The organism is Litoribrevibacter albus (genome assembly GCF_030159995.1).
Taxonomy (GTDB): domain Bacteria; phylum Pseudomonadota; class Gammaproteobacteria; order Pseudomonadales; family Litoribrevibacteraceae; genus Litoribrevibacter; species Litoribrevibacter albus.
Map to the genome: position 1 here is coordinate 634,649 of NZ_BSNM01000003.1, position 20,524 is coordinate 655,172.

16 protein-coding genes are annotated in these 20,524 nt (G+C 45.7%); 9 read left to right on the forward strand and 7 right to left on the reverse strand.

All coding sequences use genetic code 11. The annotated features are described in order from the left end of the window. The first annotated feature begins 94 nt into the window (after positions 1 to 94). The gene (locus QQL66_RS04600; RefSeq protein WP_284379294.1) at positions 95 to 757 is read left to right on the forward strand and encodes a TetR/AcrR family transcriptional regulator; all 663 of its coding nucleotides are present in this window, start codon (positions 95 to 97) and stop codon (positions 755 to 757) included. Between the two features lie 52 nt (positions 758 to 809). Continuing rightward, the gene (locus QQL66_RS04605; RefSeq protein WP_284379297.1) at positions 810 to 1,829 is read left to right on the forward strand and encodes an AraC family transcriptional regulator; all 1,020 of its coding nucleotides are present in this window, start codon (positions 810 to 812) and stop codon (positions 1,827 to 1,829) included. A gap of 97 nt (positions 1,830 to 1,926) precedes the next feature. Here the strand turns inward: QQL66_RS04605 and QQL66_RS04610 are convergent, their stop codons facing one another. Beyond that, positions 1,927 to 2,946, reverse strand: coding sequence for a hypothetical protein (locus QQL66_RS04610; RefSeq protein WP_284379298.1), 1,020 nt, complete (start codon positions 2,944 to 2,946; stop codon positions 1,927 to 1,929). A gap of 280 nt (positions 2,947 to 3,226) precedes the next feature. After that, complete coding sequence (locus tag QQL66_RS04615) at positions 3,227 to 4,252, reverse strand: AraC family transcriptional regulator (RefSeq protein ID WP_284379300.1); 1,026 nt, start codon at positions 4,250 to 4,252, stop codon at positions 3,227 to 3,229. A 197-nt stretch (positions 4,253 to 4,449) separates the two neighbouring features. Between QQL66_RS04615 and QQL66_RS04620 the strand changes: the two genes are divergently transcribed. From QQL66_RS04620 to QQL66_RS04630, 3 genes are all read left to right on the forward strand, one after another. Continuing rightward, positions 4,450 to 6,348, forward strand: a complete 1,899-nt coding sequence (locus QQL66_RS04620; RefSeq protein ID WP_284379302.1) for a DUF1302 domain-containing protein — start codon at positions 4,450 to 4,452, stop codon at positions 6,346 to 6,348. A gap of 9 nt (positions 6,349 to 6,357) precedes the next feature. After that, positions 6,358 to 7,740, forward strand: coding sequence for a DUF1329 domain-containing protein (locus tag QQL66_RS04625; RefSeq protein WP_284379304.1), 1,383 nt, complete (start codon positions 6,358 to 6,360; stop codon positions 7,738 to 7,740). Between the two features lie 326 nt (positions 7,741 to 8,066). Further along, entirely contained in the window at positions 8,067 to 9,812 is a 1,746-nt protein-coding gene (locus QQL66_RS04630) for an EAL domain-containing protein (RefSeq protein WP_284379306.1), read from the forward strand. Positions 9,813 to 9,969: 157 nt separating this feature from the next. On the opposite strand, the gene QQL66_RS04635 is transcribed toward QQL66_RS04630, so the two are convergent. From QQL66_RS04635 to modA, 4 genes are all read right to left on the reverse strand, one after another. Beyond that, on the reverse strand, positions 9,970 to 11,463 hold the full coding sequence (locus QQL66_RS04635; RefSeq protein ID WP_284379308.1) for a DUF1254 domain-containing protein: 1,494 nt from the start codon (positions 11,461 to 11,463) through the stop codon (positions 9,970 to 9,972). Between the two features lie 207 nt (positions 11,464 to 11,670). Continuing rightward, entirely contained in the window at positions 11,671 to 12,795 is a 1,125-nt protein-coding gene (gene modC, locus QQL66_RS04640) for a molybdenum ABC transporter ATP-binding protein (protein WP_284379312.1), read from the reverse strand. 147 nt (positions 12,796 to 12,942) lie between these two features. Beyond that, positions 12,943 to 13,665: a molybdate ABC transporter permease subunit gene (modB, locus tag QQL66_RS04645; protein WP_284379314.1), complete on the reverse strand. Its 723-nt coding sequence runs from the start codon at positions 13,663 to 13,665 to the stop codon at positions 12,943 to 12,945. Positions 13,666 to 13,671: 6 nt separating this feature from the next. Further along, positions 13,672 to 14,535 carry a molybdate ABC transporter substrate-binding protein gene (modA, locus tag QQL66_RS04650; RefSeq protein ID WP_284379316.1) on the reverse strand — a complete coding sequence of 288 codons (864 nt, stop codon included), beginning with the start codon at positions 14,533 to 14,535 and terminating at the stop codon, positions 13,672 to 13,674. 264 nt (positions 14,536 to 14,799) lie between these two features. Between modA and QQL66_RS04655 the strand changes: the two genes are divergently transcribed. From QQL66_RS04655 to QQL66_RS04670, 4 genes are all read left to right on the forward strand, one after another. Then, the gene (locus QQL66_RS04655) at positions 14,800 to 15,489 is read left to right on the forward strand and encodes a DUF4336 domain-containing protein (RefSeq protein ID WP_284379317.1); all 690 of its coding nucleotides are present in this window, start codon (positions 14,800 to 14,802) and stop codon (positions 15,487 to 15,489) included. 183 nt (positions 15,490 to 15,672) lie between these two features. Then, complete coding sequence (locus QQL66_RS04660) at positions 15,673 to 17,520, forward strand: hypothetical protein (protein ID WP_284379319.1); 1,848 nt, start codon at positions 15,673 to 15,675, stop codon at positions 17,518 to 17,520. A 196-nt stretch (positions 17,521 to 17,716) separates the two neighbouring features. Next, complete coding sequence (locus tag QQL66_RS04665) at positions 17,717 to 18,490, forward strand: glutathione binding-like protein (RefSeq protein ID WP_284379321.1); 774 nt, start codon at positions 17,717 to 17,719, stop codon at positions 18,488 to 18,490. 146 nt (positions 18,491 to 18,636) lie between these two features. Then, on the forward strand, positions 18,637 to 19,491 hold the full coding sequence (locus QQL66_RS04670) for an endo alpha-1,4 polygalactosaminidase (protein ID WP_284379323.1): 855 nt from the start codon (positions 18,637 to 18,639) through the stop codon (positions 19,489 to 19,491). Between the two features lie 38 nt (positions 19,492 to 19,529). Here the strand turns inward: QQL66_RS04670 and QQL66_RS04675 are convergent, their stop codons facing one another. Further along, on the reverse strand, positions 19,530 to 20,195 hold the full coding sequence (locus QQL66_RS04675; RefSeq protein ID WP_284379325.1) for a glutathione S-transferase: 666 nt from the start codon (positions 20,193 to 20,195) through the stop codon (positions 19,530 to 19,532). Positions 20,196 to 20,524: the final 329 nt, after the last annotated feature.

Genomic DNA, 20,524 nt, shown 5'->3' on the forward strand with positions numbered 1-20,524 from the left:
TTGTAAGTGCGTCGAGTATGATCTAAATTAGAGTATTATTCTAGAATTATATTCTAGAAAGTGATTCTAAAATATTTTGAAGCCATGTGGTAGTATGCGTTCGCTAAGCTATTTGGAAGATCGGATGACAACACAACAAGTAAAGCCTCACTCGAAAACGGAGGCAAAGAAACGCCAAATCATTGAGAAATCCTTGGTCTGTTTTGTTGAGCATGGGGTGTCTGGAACCACCATTGAAATGCTGCGTGATGCAACGGGCACAAGTGTAGGCAGTTTGTATCACCATTTTGGCAACAAAGAGGCCATTGCCAGTGCTGTGTTTATTGAAGGCATGAAGGACTTCGGTACACTTGCATTAACGTATCTTTCGGATTTGGAGTCCAAAGAGTTACCTCTTTTGGAAAAAGCAGAACAAGCCATCAAAGTGATGGTGTATGCCAATGTGGATTGGATCTCTAAAAACCCGGATTGGGCGCGCTTTGTATTTCAACATCGTCGTATTGTCAGTCAGGGGAAAGGGGGAGATGTTCTTAAAAATGACACAACTTCCTTCTACCGAAAGCTGATTGAATTTAAAGCACCGCTTGTGGAAGCGGGTCTTCTCAAAGACTTACCGATTGAACTTTATGGCTCATTTATTTCTGGCCCCGTGCATGACTACGCACGCCATTACTTGGCTGGGCGGAACGCTGTTCCGTTAACTGAGTTCAGAGAGGTGTTTGCCAATGGCGCCTGGGATGCATTGAGGGCCGGTTAGGTTCAATGCAGAGAATTAATATAGGAACGAATAAGGGATCAGGAGCAAAGGAATGCCTCAAACAGCCGACTCTATCAGCGTAATAGCAACTAACTCTCGGTATATACAACGCATTAATAATGCATTGGATTACTTATCCCAACACTACAAGAGAGATGTAAGTCTTGATGAGTTGGCTGAAAGAGCCTGTTTTTCAAAGTTTCATTTTCATCGGGTGTTTAAAGGCGTTGTCGGTGAAAATGTCTATGAGTACCTTTCCCGAATCCGCTTGGAACGGGCCGCAAAAGCCTTGATATATCAGCCTGATCAGGCGATTGGCGATATCGCTTTGGATCACGGTTTCTCCAGTGCCGCAGCGTTTGCCCGGCGATTTAAAGAGCACTTTGGTGTCAGTGCTACCCGTTGGCGAGCGCAGGGAGTATTGGGCTATTTAGAAGGCCGAAATGAGAAGAGCAAAAATCGTAAAGTGGACAGCAATGAGCGTGAAGCGGTAAGCAACCTCTGGAAAGCTCAGGCTGTACCGCACTTGTATATTGATTCTTCAACAAACTTACCCAGTTGGAGAATTCAAATGACGCATCGAAATGATGTTCGAGTAGAGGTTAAACACCTGCCTGCCACCCCAATTGCCTATATCCGTCATATTGGTCCATTCAAGGGTGAAACCCAGATTTGGGCCAACCTGTTTAATAAGTTAATGACCTGGGGCGCGGCCAGAAGTGTGGTGTCTTGTCCTGGAACCCGGTTTTACACCGTGTTTCGTGATGATTTGACGCTGACGGATTTCCAGAAATTTGCAGCAGATGCCTGTATTTCTGTTCCTGAGAGTACGAAAAGTAGCGGGGATATTACGGTGTCTGAGATTAAGGCTGGCCAATATGCGGTGGCTGAATTTGAGGTGTCTGATGATGAGTTCGAAGCCGCCTGGGATTTCATGTATCGCGAATGGTTACCTGATAGTGGTTTTCAGCCGGATGATCGGCCGTGTTTCGAACGCTATCTGAATGATGCCAAGCTCCACCCGGAAAAGAAGCACATTATTGAAGTGTGTATTCCTGTGCGGCCGATTTAATCGGTATCGGATGCGTCTGATTTTCCTTATTTTTGGCAAACCTAATCGTCCCCAACAAATGAATGTTGAGGACGAGCTATTTCAGTGCTTGTTATTTCTATTGAAGCGGTAATGGATAGAAGCGGATTTGAATGTTATAGGTATCGTCGTTTTTGACATCAAACAGCACATTCACAAAGTCAGCGATGTTGAATATCCAATCATCTTCATATTCATGACAGAAAAACTCGGTTGCTTCCCAGGTTCCATCTCCTAAGGTTGGGCAGAATAGTGCAGGGTCTTCTCCTTCAGGCACAATCTGACACGCTTCTGAACCATCCGGTGGGCAGCAATAGGTCTGACTAAAACAGCCGCCTTCATCACAGGCCGGATCTGTTTCGCTGGTGTAGCACACTTGACCGGTAAATTCGAAGATCGAGGTGATTTCGGTTGCCTTGTTTTTGCCCTTGCCGCCAGTGGCGGTGACAGGTTCAAGCTCTACACCCACAAAGACACCGGTTTCTGTGACAACGCCCAAAAAGAGTAGGTCACTGATGTTTCCGTTATCGTCTTCGGTCTCTACCAGCGTGAAGCTGCGGCCAAAGATGGAGAAACTGCCTTCGGTGGGTTTTCCGGTCACTCGGGCATATACCGCATAGCCATCCGGGTCTTTAGGAAGCCGTACATTGGCGGCATCGCTGTCAAAGGGTTTTGTACACCAGTCGGTGACTTCCAGAGTCGTAGCGTCAGGATTGGATTTCGGTCCTTTCCTGCCGGATTCAAACTGAATCTGGACGTTGCGACCATCTCTTGGGAGGAATATAACGTTGCCGTAATATTGCTCATTAGTCAGTGCACATACGTCACCATCATCACAGGATTTGACCATAGCTCCCGCATCACCGTCTCCGTTATTGTCTTCTACAACCAAGTAGTAAAACTGCGGATCTGGACAATTGAAGCTCAATTTTTTCCCGTGAATGATCAAATTAAAATGCGGCCCACTGGGAAATCCATTACCTAGATAGATACCGTTTTCGTCCGTGGGTTTACCTGCAAGGGCAGACATAGGTAATGAAATTATGAGTAGGCAGAGTAGCTGGATGAGTCGTCGCTGAATGAGAGTAAGATAAGACATAACACTTACCTCTTTTGGGGGTTTTATCCTACGTTGATTGCCTCTGATTTCTAGAGGTCCGCTCTAATAATAAGAGGCTCATAGACGCTTACCTAGAATAATTGGTTATGAACAGATTCGGTATTAAAAGTAAACATTCTGACCGTCTATCTCAAACTTCAAGCTCTTTAACTTATTGATAAATAAATAAAATATGTTTTGTTGCTTCGGGGATATCTTTCAAAGTTATGCGTAAGTTTGGCTCTCGAGCAAAAGTCGATAAACGGTTGGCGAAAATACCTTATTTTTCTGTCGGTTGTTTCCTGAATTGGCTTGGCGTTTTTCCGGTCCAGCGCTTAAATGCGCGGCTAAAACTGCTCTGATCAACAAAGCCAAGCGAGAAGGTCAGTTCACCAATGCTGATGTTGCTCATTTTGAGATAACGGAGGGCTAGTTCTTTTCGTGTGCTGTCTAACAACTCTTTAAAGTTTTGGCCTTCATCGGAGAGCTTTCGATGAAGATTACGGACACTCATATTCAAACGGCTGGCAATGAACTCCTGATTCAAATGCTCACTGCCCATGAGTTTCAAAATTTGTTTTCGTACCTTGAGGCTTGTACTTTCGTTGTTTAAGCGTTTGAGGTAATCATTCAATAGTTCATCGTTAACCCGAGCCATTTCCGAGTTGGCACTGGCCAGGCGAGCGGTCAGAATTTCCTTGTCCAAAATGATTTCATTGGCGCTAGCTGAAAATTCTATAGGGCATTTAAAAAATCGTTGGAAGGTCTCCAGTTTCTCCGGTGTTGGGCGGCACAGACGAATCGTCAGAATACGGTTCTGGTCAACCGGTTCCAGGATGTCGCGAATGACTTTCACTACGACGGCCAACAGTGCATCGATGGGCTGATAAGGGCGATCAGGTTCAATACTGGAGATCATTCTGATGCACACCACATCTTCGGCATAATCCACATCAATGGAGCCAATGGTGGAAACCACCTTTGCGTATCGAGAAAGGCGTTCAATGCAGTCCTGAATGGTTTCGCTGGCCTGCATGGCAAACATCAGGGCATTGAGGTGGGTCGGGAATAAGGTTTCTGCGACCCGGATGCCAATGGCATCGTTTCCAGTGATTTCTACCGCTGCACGCCACAGTTGCCACATGGTGCTAACAGGTATTCTTGCATCGGTTTCCAGCAACGTATTTCGATCTATGTTTGCCTTCTTGAAAATCTCTACCGTATCAGCCCCTTCGGTCTGGAGCGCTCGTTCGACGGCCAGCGCCCAGGTGGCTAGAGTTGTATGAGTAGAGGCTTCATTCTGCATGGATTTCAATACTTCCGGGATTTAGCTGATCGTGTCTACTAGGGATAAAAAGTTGGCCATTGAAGGCCAGACGTTCATTTTTCTAATGGTTATCTTAATCATTCTAAATGAAGTGTCGCAGCTTGTGTATTTAAGAATCCTCCAGCTGGCAGGACATTTCAGGGATAACAATAATGAACCAATGAGAGATTGTCAGTATGAAATACTCCAGTTGTCATGGTATGAGACGATCGCTTCTGGCGGCAGCGATAAGTACCGTAGCATTGCCCGCGATGACACATGCCATGAGCTTTGAATTGGCGGATGGTGAAGTCAGTGGTCAACTCAATACTTCCTTGTCCTTTGGCGTGAGCTACAGTACCGAGGAGCCGGATAAGAAGCTCACACCGACTGCCTACGGTGGATCGGCTGCCGGCATTAATGGCAATGACGGTCGACAAAACTTTGAAAAAGGTGATGTGATTTCGCGCATCTTCAAGGGCACCAGTGAGCTGAGTTTGAATTATCAAAACTTTGGTACGGTAGTCGGCGTTAAATATTGGTACGACGATGCATTAGAAAACGGAGAGGGGCATTTTAAAGAATTTGATGATTCGGGCTTTGATGACTTGGCCAAGTTCTCGGGAATCGAATTGATGGATGCCTATGTCTGGGGAGAATTTGAAATTGCGGAGCGACCTCTGGACGTTCGTGTTGGCCGACAAGTACTGAGCTGGGGGGAAAGTACTTTCATTCAGGGCGGCATCAATGTCATTAACCCGGTGGATGTTAACGCGATTACCCGACCGGGTGTGGAGATCAAAGAAGCCTTGCTGCCCGTCAATATGGTCAGTTTGTCGATGGGATTAACTGACAATATCTCTGCTTCAGCTTTCTACCAATTGGAATGGCAAGGCACTGTGTTGCCCGGGTGTGGAACCTTCTTCGCAACCTCTGATTCCATTCAGCCGGGGTGTGGCCCTTTGTATGCGGTATCCGGTTTAACCGAAGAACAGCAGGAAAATATGTCGTTGGTAAATCCTGCGCTACCTGATTCGGCCAACATGGTGTTACCGCGCTTGTCTGATGATGAACCATCGGACAGTGGGCAATGGGGTGTTGCCTTGAACTACTTTGCGGAGTGGTTGAATGACACCGAGTTCGGCCTGTACATGATCAACTACCACAGCCGTTTACCTTATGTCTCTGCACAAACCGCTGACTATGATGATCGTCCGGGGAATGGTTTCTTCCTGAACGGAGTATCCAATAACCCTGCCTATGGCGATGCCAGCATTCCTATGGTGAAAGGCCCTGAATACAGAGCCATGTTCCCGGAAAACATTCGCTTATATGGGGTGAGCTTCAACACCAGTGGGCCGTTTGGAATGTCCATTGCCGGTGAGTTGAGTTATCGCCCGGACATGCCAATTGCCATTAATGGTCAGGACTTTTTATACGCCACCGGCTTCCTTGATGTTGCCTCTCCTATTGTTGGAGAGCTGTTTGATTTAGACATTACCCAACCGGGGAGTGGGCCAATTCTGGCTCGTAATGCCGGTTTGTACGATCAGCGCGTTGATGGTTATCGTGAAAAACCGGTGACACAGTTCCAAACCACCTTAATTCACACTCTTAATGATCTTCTTGGCGCAAGCAAGATGACGGTGATCGGTGAGCTGGGAGTGATTCATGTGGGTGATCTGGAAGACGAGAAAGAGATCAAATATGGGCGCTCAGCGGTTTATGGCTCAGGGATTGAAGGGATTGCCGTGGCCTGTAAGAACCCGGACATTGAGAAAAGTTATTGCAGCCTGAATGGCTTTACCACCGAGTGGTCCTATGGCTACCGCTTAAAATCAATGCTGGATTACAACAATGTTTTTTACGGTGTAAACGTCAGCCCGGGCCTGGCATTCCGTCATGACGTAAAAGGGTATTCCTATGCGCCTGGCCCTCAATTCGTGGAAGGTCGGCAAGCTGTCACGGCAATGGTGAACTTTGATTATCTGGGAACCTACGGCGCCGGTGTGAGTTACACCAACTATTACGGCGGTGATTTTAATACCCAGAAAGATCGTGACTTTGTTTCTATGACAGTGAGTGCAAAATTCTAAAGGTTGTTTATGAATAAGATATTTAATGTGTCGTCTGCTATTCGAATGGGCGCATTGTCCTGCCTGTTATTTTCGAGTCATGGGATGGCTTCGGTGTCAGAAGGTGATGCCGCAAAACTTGGGCAAGAGTTAACGCCCATCGGGGCTGAGAAAGCAGGGAATTCGGAAGGCACGATTCCGGTTTGGGAACCTGTATCGGATGGTGGCATTCATCAGCAAACAAGTAACGGACCCGGTAATCCATTCAAGGACGATGCGGTGTTGTTCACCATCGACCAGTCTAACCTGGACACTTATCGTGAGTTCTTGTCACCAGGCCAGATCGCGATGTTGACTAAGTACCCGACGTTCAAGATGAAGGTGTATCCATCCCGACGTTCTTCTGGCTACCCGACGGATATTTATGACGCGACGCGAAAGAACGCGACAACGATCAGCCTGAATCCAGAAGGTACTGGGCTGGTGGGTGATTATATTCAGGGGGTGCCATTTCCTGTTCCGACGGATGCCAAAGAGGTGTTGTGGAATCATTTCACCCGATATCGTGGTGGTCTTGTTGAACGTGTGATTCACCGGATGGCGCCTCAAACCAATGGCGACTTTGTAGCCTCTGAAATTTGGCAAAAAATAGCGTTTAACAGCCATTTAGAAGATGGCTCTGCCGAAGATAATATTCTCTATTATTTTGTCGGTAAGACACTGGCTCCGGCTCGTAATGCAGGTTCTATCACCCTGGTTCATGAAACGATGGATCAGGTGAAAGAACCTCGTAAAGCCTGGATCTATAACGCAGGTCAGCGCCGTGTTCGTCGGGCACCACAAGTGGCTTATGATTCGCCTCAAAACAACGGCGAAGGGCAGGCAACGTCTGACAATATGGACATGTACAATGGCGCTCCAGATCGATATGACTGGAAACTCCTTGGCAAGAAAGAGCTGTATATTCCTTACAACAACTATCAGCTTCATGATAAGTCGCTCAAGTATGACGAGATCATTAAACCGAGCCATATCAACAGTGATTTCGTTCGTTACGAGCTGCATCGTGTTTGGGTCGTAGAAGGCACACTGAAAGAAGGCAGCCGACACATCTACAATAAGCGGACTTTCTTTATTGACGAAGATACCTGGCAAATCTCGGTGGCTGATCACTATGATCAACGCGATGAGCTCTGGCGTCTGTCTGAAGCCTATCACTTCAACTTCAATAACGAATCAACGAATCAAATCGTACCTTGGTATACGGCAGAAGCGGTTTATGACCTGATGTCGGGACGTTATTTGGTCAATGGCCTGAGTAATGAAGTCGAAGATGACTTCAAGTTTGGTGGCAAGGAGAAACAATCCAATTTCAAACCATCAGCCCTTAGACGCATGGGGGGCAAACTTTAGCGAAGTTTCAAGCGTTTCCTTACTTACTTTCCTATTTTGCAGCGGCATTCGTCGCTGCATTTTTTTACCTCAATAAAACCTGACTATTCAATCGGTTATAACTCATTGTTGGTTCTCTGTCATATTACGGAGAGAATCTCTTACGGCCTCTGTAGGTAATGTCTTGCGAGCACAGGTAAATGTGCGGGTAGTTATATCGGGTCACTGAACTAGGTTTAATTTAGTGTGTATTAAATCAAGGATCGAGTCGTGTTATATGACTTATTAACGGATTGGTTCTGATAACGACAAATGAAAACTGTCCTACCTAATATTCAGGTTTGATTATGCAGATCGAGACATTGATGCTCTCTAGTGAACCCCTGGCCATTCTGCAGGTTGAAGACAATCTGGGGGACACACGACTGGTTGCCGATTATCTCAAAGATGAGAGTTCCGACTTATTTACCCTGACGCATGTTTGCACGCTGGATGAGGCACAAAATGAGTTAAGTAATCAGCATTTTGATGTCATTTTGCTGGATTTGGCGTTACTTGAATCCAGTGGCCTGGAAGCTTTGGAACATTTGGTTTCTATGTATCCTAATAGAGCCATTATCGTGCTAACAGGCTGTGATGATGTCTCGCTGGCATTAAAGGCAATGAATAAGGGTGCACAAGACTACTTGGTGAAAGGGTGTTCTGATTCGGATTTGATATGGCGATCTATTCGTTATTCCATTGAACGAAAACGCACGGAAGAAAAGCTTGAGTTTCTGGCCCACTATGATGTGTTGACCAAGTTAGCAAACCGGACCTTGTTTGAGATGCACTTACAGCAAGCCTTGTTCAGGGTTGAAAGAAATAACCAGCTGTCCGCCGTACTGTTTTTGGATTTGGATCGTTTTAAAGTCGTGAATGATAATTTCGGTCACGATACGGGCGATATCATTCTCAGTGAGGTTGCGAACAGACTGAATCAATGTGTACGTAAACAGGATTCTGTTGCCAGATTTGGAGGAGATGAATTCGTTGTCTTACTGGAGGGCGTAAAGAGCTGCGGTGATGTTCGGCGAATTGCAGAAAAAATCTGTCAAAAATGTTCGAAGCCCATTCAGTTGCTAGATGAAGAGGTTTTTATTACTGCCAGTGTCGGCATAGCTATGTGTGAAGGGGGCGTCTTCGAACCCATGACGTATATTAAACAAGCCGACATTGCGATGTATCAGGCCAAGGAAAAAGGGCGGAATAACTATCAGTTTTACAGTGAAGAAATTAATGCGTTTGTAAAAGTGCAGGCGATGCTGGAAACCAGTTTGCATCGTGCTTTGGAGAAACGAGAGCTGGATCTTTATTTTCAGCCTCAAGTGAACACAAAAACGGGAGAAATATGGGGGATGGAAGCGTTACTTCGATGGTTCCATCCCAAGGTGGGCAATGTTTCTCCTGACATTTTTATCCCGCTGCTTGAAGATACCGGACTGATCGTTGAGGTCGGTGAATGGGTATTACTTCAAGCCTGCACACAGTTTGTTGATTGGCAATCGAAAGGATTATTACCTCCCAATACCAGTGTCTCTGTTAACCTGTCGGCGCGTCAGTTTGTAAATTGCCGAATTCTGGATGCGGTTTCCCTGACGTTAGAAGTGACAGGTATTAATCCCGAATGCTTAATTTTAGAAATTACTGAAAGTATGTTGGTGGAAGATGTCCGGCAAGCCGAGGCTATTTTAGGTGAGATACATCGGCTGGGGGTGAAAATCGGCATTGATGATTTTGGTACTGGCTATTCTTCATTGTTGTACTTGAAACGATTTCCTATAGATCACCTCAAGGTGGACAAGTCGTTTCTCATCGATATTGAAAAAAGCAAAGAGAACGCAGCCATTACCAGTGCTGTAATCCAGTTGGCTCATGCGTTGGGTTTGATGGTCATCGCAGAGGGCGTAGAAACACAAGAAGCGCTGTCTTTCATCTCTGATTACGAGTGCGATGTATATCAAGGTTTTTTCTTCAGTATGGCCATTTCACGAGACGACTTTACTGAGTTATTGCTGAGACAGAGTAAAACGATGTCAACGCGGATGTCTTAATTCAATTGCTCTTAATTTAACGACTTCTAAATTTAAAGGTTTCTTAATTTAACTGCGTCTTAATTTAATGATAAGGCACCGCCTGACCTATTCAGAGGTTCCTTAGGACAGGCGGTGTAGTAGGTTTTACTGGGTATCTCTTAACGGTTGTTTCTCATTAGATGCCTTCATTGTAAGACACTTTCTTGATGCCTGGAATGAATTGCAGCAGGGTATCCGGGTTGCGTGTTTTTTCATTCGGCAAGTAGATACGGTAGTTGATTCGGAATAACCCATCAGGTGGCGATGGTAACCAGTTACTGGTTTTTCCTTCCGGTTCTGTGGCCTGAATATAGATGGTTAACGAGCCATCATCGTTGTACTGAAGGTCTTTGTTGCGATCCCCTATGGAGTAACGGTTAATCTCATTACCTACCAGCTGGAAGTTCGTACCATACATGGTCAGTGACCAGAAGCCCTTATCCTGAAGCTGTGGAATTTGATCCTTTTCGAAATGAAGCACGTAGCGTTCACTGCCATCCAGCAGATTCGCATCTCTGTCCTCATAGGTGCTGAAGTACACGCCTTCTTCACGGTTGTGTACTAATAGCCCTTCGAGTGCACCTTCGGCGCGGTTGATGAAGTGATAACCATAAGTGCCTTGATGTAAGTTGTTCCAACCTGTTGGAAACGCAGTGCCACGATATTTCACTTTCCAGGTCATAATGTCGGTCATATCAGCCAGGGCACGCTTTAAACCTCGAATGGTAGCGGGATGCAGCAAGTCTTGATTGAAGGGTTTACCGAGTTCGATACCGATACTTTGGAACATGCCAACGGAGGCTTTCAGATGATCTCTTGGTGGGTATTCATTGAGCAAATCTGCCATCTGTTCGAAGAACGCCAGGTCTCCATCGTAGTCTTTACGTTCCATGTGGATTGGCTTGATTTTGCCAAAGCCGTCTTTCTGATCCCAAAAGCTCAGGTTGGTTGTTGCAACTTGTTTTTGGATGTCATAAATCTTTTGCATCTCGTTGGGTGCATCTTTTTCGATGCCGTATCTCAGTGCAATGACACCGCTGTAGGTCGGGATGCGGATCAGCGTCATGCCTTCCGGCACTTTTCCATGCCAGTCCGGGCCAACAAATAAGAAGTTTCCGCCTTTTCCGCCTGTAGCGCGAGAACCGAGATAGGTAACATTTTCAAGGTAAGAGTCGGCAATCTGAGCACTCCAATAGCGATCCATCACGTCTGGTAATGTGACCACGAGCGGCTCGTCTCTGAGCTCTATCAGAGCACCACTGTAGACGGTGTCATTATTTGGTGTGTAGGGCAGGCTATCGTCAGCTGTGGCTAATTTTTTCATATGACCAAATTGATTGATTGGCGCACATGGGCAAATCTCGCGCTCCATTACAAAATTCAATTTGCGTTCGTTGAGACGAAGGCGACGTTCGCGTTCAGTGATTTTTAACGGTAGACCATACACATACGCTTGTACCCCTAATGAATAGGCCCAGTTTTCCTGTGCTGCTTCATCACGGATCTTAATTTCCTGCATGGTTAACCCCGCATCCGGGTTCTTCTTTTGAAGGTTAGGCCCCTTAATCACGTAAAAAGCCGCTGTTCCAACAACGGCGATCAGAGCCAATAGAAAAAGTTTAAGTTTCACGCTGAAACCTCCATTTATTTGTTATTTGGAGAGGGATTGAAGGATTTAGCATATCTCTGGTAGCAAATGAGAGCCTGCCTGTAGCGGCCGTCTTTTGTTCTCTGCCGGACAAAATTGTATGTAGGTGGTTATATTTTCTTTCTTGGAAGAAGGAAGTGGGGCGAAAAGATAAGGCCGAATTGAATTTGTACTGTCTGGATTAAATCGTTAGTGAACGATAGCCACCGATTTGATTTGGGCCCAGGCACTTGAACCTTGAGTTAGGTTCAAATGATGCAATGATTTATTGGTGAGGCGGGCAATAAGAAATGAATCCCCCGCTTTTAATCGAACCAGTGACATTGAGCTGCCATTGCAGGGATGGATCTCTTCAATGCACACCTGGATTCGATTGAGAATACTCATGTCGTCATGTGATGATAGGGCCAGGCTGACGTCTTTCGCGAGAACTCGAATTCGTACTTGTTGATCAATTGCTTCACCACCATCGCATACCCAGACAGCGCCACCATCAAACTCCACCTTATTGAGCTGCCATTGCTCATCCCGTTCCACGATCCGTCCTTTGATCACTACGCCCGTGTCATCGCCATAGCTTATCGGTAAATCGATGCGAGAAAACACCTCGGTGAGATTACCTTGAGCAATCACCCGACCTTCGTTGAGTGTTACCGCGTGATCGGCCAAACGGGCTACCTCATCCATTGAATGACTGACGTATAAGATAGGTAAATCAAAGTGTGTTTTTAAACGCTCAAGATAGGGAAGAATTTCTTGTTTTCGGGCCAGATCTAAAGACGCAAGCGGCTCATCCATCAAGAGTAATTGAGGTTGGATGAGCAGAGCACGAGCGATCGCTACACGTTGACGCTCACCGCCTGAGAGTTGGGCAGGGTAGCGGGATAAAATCGACTCAATGCCCATGGTGTTAATGACTCGATCATAAAAGTCTTGAGAGAGCGGCTGTTTTGAACGCTTGATGGCGTAGTTGAGATTACCCTTGGCCGTTAAGTGAGGGAATAAACTGCTCTCCTGAAACACATAGGCCAATGGGCGCTTATGCGTTGGTAGAAAGGTCTGGCCGTTTTGCCAGAGATCACCATTGACCGTCAACAGCCCTTGAGAGGGTTGCTCAAGTCCGGCAATACAACGAAGTAATGTGGTTTTACCAGAACCTGAATGACCAAAAATTGCAGTGATGCCTGAACCGGGAAGCGTCACATCCACATCCAAATCAAACGGAGCATCTTTCTGCTGAGCTGTTGCCGAATGGGCAAAGTTCAACTGAAAGTTGGCTCGAATAACTTTTTGATCTGTAAGAGATGAATTCAAAACTTGCCTCGGGGATTACAACATTCGTCTTGTCTGGGTATTAATTGTCTGGCTACTACTAACAGAGATTTAGCACGGCTATTGAAACGTGGCTATTTAATCACTGCATTCAATCACGGTTGTTTAATTACTGTTATTTAATTACTGCTATTTAATTAATAACGGCGCATGTTTACGCTGGAACCAGTATAAACCCAGAAGTACCAGAAAAGTGAACACAACCATTAAGCCCGCCAATGCGTGTGCCTGGGTGTACTCCAATGCTTCAACATGATCATAAATCTGCACGGAAACAACACGGGTTTCATCCGGAATGTTGCCACCGATCATTAATACCACACCAAACTCACCCACGGTATGTGCAAAACCCAACACCGCAGCCGTCAGGAATCCGGGTTTAGCTAAGGGCAGAACCACGGTAAAAAATCGATCCAATGGGCCGGCGCGTAGGGTTGCTGCAACTTCCAAGGGACGGTCACCCAGCGCTTCGATGGCGTTCTGGATTGGTTGAACGACAAAGGGCAGTGAATAGAACACCGAGCCAACCACCAAACCCCAGAAGGTAAAGGCAAGGGTGCCCAATCCTAAGCTTTGTGTCAGTTGACCAATAAACCCGTTGGGGCCCATCGCAATTAATAAATAAAAACCCAGAACGGTTGGTGGCAAAACCAATGGTAGCGCGACAATGGCCGAAATAGGCCCTTTCCAGGATGATTTTGTGCGAGCTAACCAGTAGGCAATCGGGGTGCCTACTAACAGCAAAATAAGAGTGACCGTCGAGGCAAGACGTAAGGTCAACCAGAGGGCGGCTAAGTCAGAGTTAGAAAAAAAGTCAGAATTAGAAAAAAAGTCAGCGTCTGAAAAGCTCATAGAGATTTATTGATCCACATGAATTTGTTGATCCAAATGTTTGCTTTGATTGGTTACTGCGTTGGACGTTGATGTGTAGCCATACGACTCAATAATCGTGCGTCCTTGATTTGATTGAATGAAGCTTATCAAGGCTTTGGCTGCTGCGCTATCTTTGCCTCGTTTCAACAGCACGGCATCTTGTTTAATCGGTGAATAGAGTGTTTGGGGGACTACCCAGCTCGAATCCGGTTTTGGTGATGCTTGCTTGAGTTGCGCTTGTTTTAGCTGTGAAAGCGCTACAAAGCCCAAATCTGCATTGCCGGTTGCAACAAATTGGTAGGTTTGGGCAATGTTCTCTCCCTGAATCCATTTGCTACGAGTCGATTTCACTCGATTCAGTTGTTCTAGAACCTGCACTGCTGCGGCACCGTAGGGGGCGAGCTTCGGGTTCGCCAAAGCTAATTTATTAAAGTCGTCGCCGGATAACACGCTTTCGCCATTCACGATTAGATCTGGCTTGGTTGACCAAAGCACCAAGGCTCCAACTGCGTAGGTAAAGCGGCTGTCTGCAACCACCATACCTGCATCCTCAAGCGCTTTTGGTTTCGCTTGATCAGCTGAGAAGAATATCTGGAAGGGCGCGCCATGTTGAATTTGCGCGTAGATTTTTCCTGATGAACCGTAGGACGCTTTCACTGAATGGCCTGTGTTGGCTTCAAACTGGGTGATCAATTCATTCATTGCAAAGGTGAAGTTTGAAGCCACTGCAATATGAATGGTTTCGTGCGGATGTTGTGGATCAGTCTTTGCCTGTTGCTCGGTTTGTGCCTGGGATAGGGAGGCCACACAAAAGAAAGTAATGAAAACAAACGTCTTAATGAAAGGCATATAAGTCCAATTTACACATCTAAAACAAGAGCTGAGATATAGGCTTGGTATGATGATCTATCTGCCTGTTTAGCTCAAGACATAAAGAGATAAGGCAATGACCCGTCGCAATTAGAATTACATTTCAGATCTGGATTTATGAATTCTTTAAAGTATCTTTGGGGGCTTGGTTTCTGGCGTTACGTGATACAAATGAAGTAGTATTCAAAAGCTGACTTCTTAGACGGATTTGATTGGACAAGGGAAAAGACGAGGGAAGAGTCGATGCAACAGTTAGACACGAATCTATGGGTATTTGAGGGCGGGATTGTTCCTTTTTTTAAGATCCCGTTTTCAACAAGAATGGTGGTAGTAAAGCTGACCGATGGCAAACTGTGGGTTCATAGCCCCATTGAGCTGACGGATGAGCTTAAAGATCAGGTCATGCAATTAGGTGAGGTCGCCTATTTGATCGCACCGAATCACCTACATCATCTCTTTATTGAGCAATGGCAGAACGCGTTTCCCGACGCGATGACCTATGGGACTGAAGAGGTCATCAAAAAACGTTCAGATCTCAATTTTGATGGAATACTCGAAACTGCCAGTTATTACCCCTGGTCCGGGGAGATTAAACAGCTCTTATTTACCGGCTCTAAAGCGATGGAAGAATGTGTGTTTTTCCATAAGTCGTCGAATACATTAATCGTTGCGGATTTGGTTGAAAATTTCCGTCCTGATTTCTTCAAACCGTGGCAGAGAGTAATCGCCAAAGGGGTAGGGATTCTCCACCCCAACGGCAAGATGCCGATTGATTGGCGATTGACCTTTACTTTCAGTAAGTCGGAAGCCCGTAATCATCTGCAGGAAATTTTAATCTGGAAGCCTCAACGATTGGTCATGGCACACGGTGTGGTTATTGATAGCGCCGCTGATGAATTCTTAAGCCGTTCATTTGCCTGGTTAAAGCTCTAACGGAGTAATCGGTTTAAGGGTAATCGGTTTAGGAGTAATCGGTTTAAGGGGAATCGGTTTAATTTAATTTGGAATCCGTGATATAACGTCCGGTTTCTGAATCTTCTGGTCTATTACAATTGTTATTCAACATAAGACCGTGTGATAGATATGTTCACCATTACATGCTTTAAGGATGGCGTAGTGCGTAATCTTTTCTCTTTTTCTCTACTTGTCTGCTTTAGTTTTTTTTCTTTTTTAGCTCAGGCAGCCACTGAAACCTTCATTCGTGAATACACCTATAACGCCAGTGAAAATGACTCCAAGGTCAGCGCACGAAAAGCCGCGCTACAACAGTTACAGGTGATGGTGATTCAGGAAGTGGGAGTACAGGTTCGTTCCAGCTTTGAAGTGGAAGACCATGTGACCAATGATGAGCTTTCACGCGACGTTCAGGCGCACTATGGTACTTACGCTAAGGCATTAACTAAGTCGGTTATTTTGGAAGAAAAGTGGAATGGTGAATCCTTCTACATTAAAGCTGAAATCTTTGTCGATACCGATCAAGTAGGGCAGCAGCTTCAGCGAATGGCAAAACCACCGGCGGTTGCTGCGAAAGATCCGTGTAAACTAAAGGAAGAACAGGCCTTTGATTTGATCAAGAACTCTCACCGAAAGGAAAAGGTTGAGGCTTTGGTCGAGCTGGCGTTGAGTAACCCGATTGATGAAGGGTGCAATGCATGGCAGTTGTCGGTAATGAATCAGTTCCGTTTGATGGATCTGGATGATGACCGCTATCGTGCCTACATCTTCGAACAAGCAAAGAAAGAATCCACGTCTTTCCAAGGTGATCTGTTAATTCGTGTCCTTCAGTATGCGTTACGCATCAAAGCACTGACTGAGGAAGAGTGGCAGATGGTGGTAGATATTTTACCTGGCACGGACAGAAGCACGGCGTATTCACTGGTTTCTTTACTGATTAACTACGCCCAGATTGATGATGCTGAAGGACTCTCAAAGTACAGTCTGGAAAGCAATAACCGTAAGCAAACCCAGGATGCGTTGAAAGAGAAACTGGATACCTTGTTTGAATTAGCCAAGGATGATCGTCTGGGGATGGATGATAAACTTTCCCCATCAGAATATGCCATGCGTGTGTTGACCCAGCTTCCGAATAAGAACTTCCTGTTGACGCCAGACTATTATCAGAAAATGAAGTCGGTGATGACGGCAGATGATCACAGAAAACTGATCAAACCCTTCTCAAGTGCGCTGACTAAGCGATTGGATGATCCAAGCTTACAACTGTTTTTATCCTATTTTGAACAGCTGGAGAGTGACAAAAACGTTGCTCGTACCATGCACGGTTTAATTCAGCGTTTGGATCGGGAAGCCCGTAAGCAAGAAAACGACTTCCAGCGCGTTGCCTTGGTTAACTTAATGGCCGTTGATAAGGTGAAAATGTCAGAGATTTTGTTGGCGATGACCACAAATCAAAGAGAGAAGGACTTATGGTTTATTCGTTTTGATTTGCCGAACTCTCCGGCGTGCCGTGTCGAAGCCTGTGCGGCTATGTTGTTTGATCAAGACAAACGTACCCAGCAGCAAGCGGCGGAATACCTGGAAGCCTATGGCGATAGAGCAAAACCAGCGGAAGATTTGGTGATCAAAAAGCTCACCCGCGTACGTGCGTTAACTAAATTTGAAGAGCCAAGATACATTACCTCTAATCTGATTCAGGTATTAGGCAATATCAATGCTTCGTCCACCGCCGCATATGAACTGATGGTTTGGGGGCTGGGCGGTATTACCAAAGAAGTTCAGGATGTTTCCGTCAGAGTCATGACTCGGGTGGGAGCCAAAGCGCTGCCTGTGATGATTGAAGCGTATCCGAAGGCGTCTCAATCGGCTCAACGACGGATCATTAACGTCATTGGAACGTTCAAGACAAAACAATCGGATGCTCAAATTTTCCTTGCTTCAATTACGCCTGCAAATGAGTACATTCGATTTGCCATCGAAGATGCTCAGATCAGTCTTGTTCCTCAGTAACTTCTCCCATAGTAGTTTACTTCCTCTGGCGATTTAGGAGTGGCGTACAGCCCTCCTAAATGTCTGATTTCGCCCTCTGCTTAGCTCAAGCTTCCTTCTATCGTGGTGACTCATGTTTTCGTGTGTATCGGTTCATGTTAGCCGTTAGTCATACGAACTGTTTGAGAATGATCAGTAGAAACGATAGGGGAAGTTCGTGGCACTAAATATCATTGATTTTGACACAGCAAAGACAGCCAAGGGCCTAAGAATGACGTTGGTTAAAGGCATTGCTAATCCTTGGGGGGAGGCCGCCAAAGGCATCTTTCAAATAAAAGGGATTAAATGGCAAACGGTCTATCATGATCCATTCAGCAAAGAGATGGCTAAATGGTTTGGCTCAAAGAGTGCACCGGCGGTTGCTTTTAATGAGGAGACTCCTGTTTCTGACTGGAAAGACATTCTGGATCTTGGGGAACGCTTGAACCCGGATGTCAGCTTGTTACCTGACGATGAAACCAGCAGAGATCTTGTGTTGGAATATTCTCGTCTCTTGTGCGGGAAACATGGGCTTGCCTGGTACAGTCGTTTAGAGCAAGTGCATAAGGGGTTGAGTGGTGCTGATGGCGGTTATCCCAAACCGATGGCAGAGTATCTTGCCGCCAAGTATGGTTACAACCCGGACGATGCTTCGGCCTATGAAGCAAAAGTAGTCGACATTCTTTCGATATTTACGCAACGATTAAAAGAGCAAAAGAAAGCCGGTAGCCGGTTTTATGTGGGCAATTCGTTAACGGCAGCAGATATCTATTCGGCCACCGTGATGGGCTATTTCAATCCGTTACCTGCGGAACAGTGCAAGATGATGGATCTGATCAGAACCGTTCTTGAGAATCAGAGCGAAGCGGTGATGGCCGCGTTAGATCCAATCCTTATTGAGCACAGAGACTTTATCTATTCGGAATATTTGGAGCTGCCAGTTCAGTTGTAAATCTGATCAATACTTTTGTCTTGTTTAGTAAGAATGGGTTCCGTCTCACTAATGACTTCCTATATTCTCTTTATACTCTTGTGTTCAAAGCACGTATCTGTGTTCAAAGTACGTATCTGTGTTCAACAGTATCAGGGATGGTCAATATGAAAGTCGTTAGTGTGTTTTTGCTCTCGTGCATGGTGGTTGGTTGTGGTGGCGGATCTTCGTCAGGAGGCGCTTCCGGTGGTGTGGTTTCCAGTGGGGGCGGAACCATCCAGCCGATTACCGACGGTAATTGGTATCAGCCAGCCCCCTTGGTTACCTGGCAATGGCAACTGTCTGGTGATGTGAACACCAGCTACGACGTTACTATCTACGACATTGATCTGTTTGATTCTGACACAACATTAATCCAAGGCTTACAAGCTCAAAACCGTCGAGTCATTTGCTATTTCTCGGCAGGCTCCTATGAAAACTGGCGCGAAGACGCAGGTGATTTCAACAACTCTGATTTGGGCAATGCGCTGGATGGCTGGCCAGGGGAGCGTTGGTTGGATATTCGTAATCAAAATGTCCGTGACATCATGGAAGCGAGATTGGACCTAGCGGTTCAGAAGGGCTGTGATGGCGTAGAGCCGGACAACATGGATGGCTACACCAATGACCCAGGGTTTAATTTCACTGCGTCCGATCAACTAAATTACAACCGTTGGATTGCTAATGAAGCGCATGAGCGGGAGTTGGCGGTTGGCTTGAAAAACGACTTGGATCAGATTGAAGACCTGGTGGACTACTATGACTTTGCCGTCAACGAACAGTGTTTCGAGTACGACGAATGCGACACCTTGGAACCCTTTGTTGATGCCAATAAAGCGGTGTTCAATGCTGAGTATCAAGCGATCTATGTCAATGATGCAACGGAACGAAATGCCTTATGTGTTGATAGTGTAAATCGTCAGTTCAGTACCTTGGTATTGCCGGAAGATCTGGACGACAGCTTCCGTTATAGCTGTAACTAATGATCAAAAAACGGGCTCGCTGGGAGCCCGTTTTCTTTTTAGGCGTAATCGTATTCGCCGCCTTTTTCTAATGCCTGTTGATAGGCTGGTCGTGCCTGAAAACGCTTCACGTATTCAATAATATGAGGGTGTCTGTGATCGGCAACGCCACGAGCTACACAGGCTTCCAAAGGAAAACTCATCTGGAAATCCGCTCCGGTCAACTGTTCACCAGCAAACCAGGTATTCTTAGATAGGTGGGTATTGATGAACGCAAGATGAGTCTCAATGTTTGGCCCAATAAAAGAATCTGTCGCTTTGTTCGCGATAATTTTTGCGATGGGTTTGACGAAGAACGGCATCGGGCTTTCTTTTACTTTCTCAAAGACCAACTTCAACAGTAAGTAAGGCATCAGTGAGCCTTCAGCGTAATGCATCCAATAGAGGTATTCCTGATATGCCTTGCCTGTTTTCTCTGGTAGAAACTGCTCGCCATAGCGTTGCAGTAAGTACTCAATGATGGCGCCGGATTCCGCCAGGGTGAACTCGCCATCGACCAATATCGGAGCCTTGCCCAGAGGGTGAATGGTTTTGAGTGAGTCTGGCGCAAACATGGTTTCTGGATCTCTGTCATAACGAACGATTTCATAAGGCAGTTCCAGCTCTTCCAACGCCCAAAGCAGTCGCTGGGATCGAGAGTTATTCAAGTGGTGAAGTTGGATCATAGTGCTTCTCTTTTGTTATACGTTTTGTGAACGTTTGTTGAACGTTAAATGTATTAGTTCGAACTGATTCAGAGTCGATTCAAGGCATTTCAGTACGAAGTAACTGATACGAATTCATCCAATCTTTAGATCACTTTTGTTTTTTGCAAACTGTGCACGAAAATTATTATGAAAATACGACACTTGGTGTCATTCGTGTCGTTTAGTTAGTTTTTCCTCATCCTATGGACTGAGAGAATATAAGTATTAATAACAATAAAAAATGAAGTGCTGTTCTGTAAGGAACATCCATCCAATCTGTTCGACGTTCCTTAACAAAGCTGCATCCA